The 2,515-nt window shown below is 60.2% G+C and carries 2 protein-coding genes and 1 pseudogene; all 3 read right to left on the bottom strand.

Translation table 11 applies throughout. From position 1 onward, the window contains the following. Positions 1-2,090, bottom strand: a 2,090-nt coding sequence (locus GRI41_RS14195; protein WP_160605907.1) for a VirB4 family type IV secretion/conjugal transfer ATPase, incomplete at its 3' end; no start/stop codon positions are given. A 38-nt stretch (positions 2,091-2,128) separates the two neighbouring features. Beyond that, the gene (locus GRI41_RS14190) at positions 2,129-2,413 is read right to left on the bottom strand and encodes a type IV secretion system protein VirB3 (protein WP_160605906.1); all 285 of its coding nucleotides are present in this window, start codon (positions 2,411-2,413) and stop codon (positions 2,129-2,131) included. Continuing rightward, positions 2,414-2,515, bottom strand: a pseudogene (locus GRI41_RS14185) (TrbC/VirB2 family protein); the annotation flags it as partial.

Raw genomic sequence — 2,515 nt, 5'->3', positions numbered from 1 at the left:
TCGACCAGCGCGGTTGAAATCCGGCTATCGAGCGCGTCGCGCGCAGACTGCGTCGCAAAACCGACCAGCGCATTGCGCTTGCGCAAAGTTTTCAGCCAATCGCGAATGCGCGCGGCGAACACTTCATCGTCGAGCGCTTTCCACCCTTCATCGATCAGGATCATCGTCGGTTCGCCATCGAGCCGCTGCTCGATCCGGTGGAACAAATACATCATCGTCGGCGTGCGCAGCTTGGGATTTTCCAGCAGCGCGGTCATGTCAAAGCCAAGCACACGCTTGGCGAGATCGAGCCTGTCTTTCTCATTATCAAACAGCCAGCCATGCTCGCCGCCATCATCGCCCTTAGTCCCGATCCACGCATCGAGGCGGCTGGCAAGATCGCCCGGTTTCGGGCGGCGCGCACCGGCAAGCAGTTCCTTGAAATGCCGCAGGCGTCTCAAGCTTGGCTGATTGGCGTAAGTCGCATCGACTGCCGCAGCGATAGTTGCGCGTTCTTCCGGCCCGTCGGCTTCGAGCAGCACTCCCAGCCAATCGCGCAGGAACGCGCGGTTGACCGGATTGTCTTCCAAAGCCAGCGGGTTGAAACCGGTGGGCTCTCCCGCATTGATCCGGTCATAGCGCCCGCCAATTCCGCGAACGAACAGTTCGGCCCCGCGATCCTTGTCGAACAGGATTGTGCGCGGCGCATATTTTTGCGCCTGGGCAGCGAGGAAATTCATCACCACTGTCTTGCCCGACCCGCTCGGGCCGATGACCGAAAAATTGCCCAGATCACCGTGGTGGAAATTGAAGAAGAATGGCGTTGCGCTGGTCGTTTCGAGCAGCGTTACCGCTTGGCCCCAATGGTTGTTTTCCGCCTGACCCAGCGCAAATCCGTGAAGCGATCCGAAGCTTGCCATATTGGCGCTGGAGATCAGCGCGCGGCGCACGACAAAATGCTCGTTACCGGGGAATTGGCCCCAAAAGGCGGGTTCCAGATTGGTATCCTCGCGGACTGCAATTGCGCCGGTATCGGCCAGCGCAGCCGAACAAGCGGCGGTCGCTTCATCGAGCAAGCCAAGATCCTTTTCGCGGACAAGCACACTCAAATGGTGATCGCCGAACCCGACCGAACCATTGCCCAGCGCATCGCGCGCGGCCATCATATCGTTCCGTTCGGCGGCGGCCTCCTCGTCGGCGGAGTTCAGCCGCCGGATCGCCAAATCCATCCGCTCGCGTGTGGTCTGCCTTTCGCTTGGAGCGTAGCTTTCGCTGACCACCATTTCGTACGGCAAACGCAGGAGGCCATCGAGCAGGCCCGGCGAAGTCGCGTCAGGGTATTCTTTCAGGCTGATGATCGAGGCAAAATCCGCTTCACCCGATCCGCGCAGCTCCATCGCGTCGAGCCCGAAACTGGCGCGGCGATAAGGCAGCATTTGGCCGATATCCGCTTCCTCATGCGGGCGGCGGACGGGGCGCATTTCGCCATTATAGAGCGCGCTCAGCAGTTCGAGCAGTTCGTTATTTGCTCCGCCGCTGGTGCCCTCATATTCGCCCAGCAATTGCGCGCCATAGGCCGAAAGCGATGCCACCAGTCCGGTTGCTGCTGCCTTCAGCGTGCGCAAATCCCGCGGGTCTGCTTCCAGCTCTTCGCGCGCGCCGGACGTCACCCGTTTCCAGCCCTTGGCCATCCGCTCGGCAAAGCCGGCCTTGCCGCGCGCGGGACGGCGGATCAGCGTGACAAACTGGTCGTTGATAAACAGCGATCCATGGCCCAGCCGCTCCTTCCAGCGCCGGTCGATATGCGCGGACAGCGGATCATCGAATTCTGCGTCCAGCTCCACTTCCACCCGGCGGCGGATAACGTGGTGATACATCACGAAGCGCGCATCCAGAGTAGAGCGCAGCATCACTTCGCGCGTTGCGGCATGCGCATTGAGCGCGTCACTATCCTCGGTTTCGAACAACAGGCCGGGCACTTGGATCGCGGTCATCACAGAACCATCGCGCAGCAGCATGGTGTTGGGATCGATTAGGTGGGCATAGGGCAAACGGTCGCCAGCGCGAGCTTCCTTCGCGCTCCAGGCCGCAGCTCCGATCCATTTGCTCATTCGTCTCGGACCCTCCTCGAGGCCGGCAAAAATCCCCGCTATGCCGCGTAGCTATTGCAACCCCATCGCTTCCAGTTTTTCACCCGCGGGCATTGGCTGACTTTGGTGATCCACAGGTCAAACACGCGCGGTTCCCGCAGACAGGCAAAATAGCCTATTGCGTGGGTAATGAACGGCACTGGAATCATCCAAAGGCTTTTCAGCATCAGAAACGCAATCGTCGTCACCATCATGTTGATGATGAAAAAATTCATCGTCACCCCGGCATACATCTGCGGGCGGGTCAGCGCGCGATAAACGGGATGGCGGACGAGCTGCGTCATTCAACCACCAGAAACGCTCTGGATACCGGCGACGATTGTGCTCGCGCCGAACAGGATAAACAGCCCGATAATCACGGTCGCGCCAAAGCGCCAGTTCATCCG

Origin of the sequence: Pontixanthobacter aquaemixtae (assembly GCF_009827395.1) — a bacterium.
In the GTDB taxonomy this organism is placed as follows: Bacteria; Pseudomonadota; Alphaproteobacteria; order Sphingomonadales; family Sphingomonadaceae; genus Pontixanthobacter; species Pontixanthobacter aquaemixtae.
Note: the sequence above shows the minus strand (reverse complement) of the source record. Positions and strands in the feature narration are given on the sequence as shown.

Coding starts and splice junctions, on each gene's coding strand:
- GRI41_RS14190 (WP_160605906.1), bottom strand. CDS start 2,413: ATGACGCAGCTCGTCCGCCATCCCGTTTATCGCGCGCTGACCCGCCCG.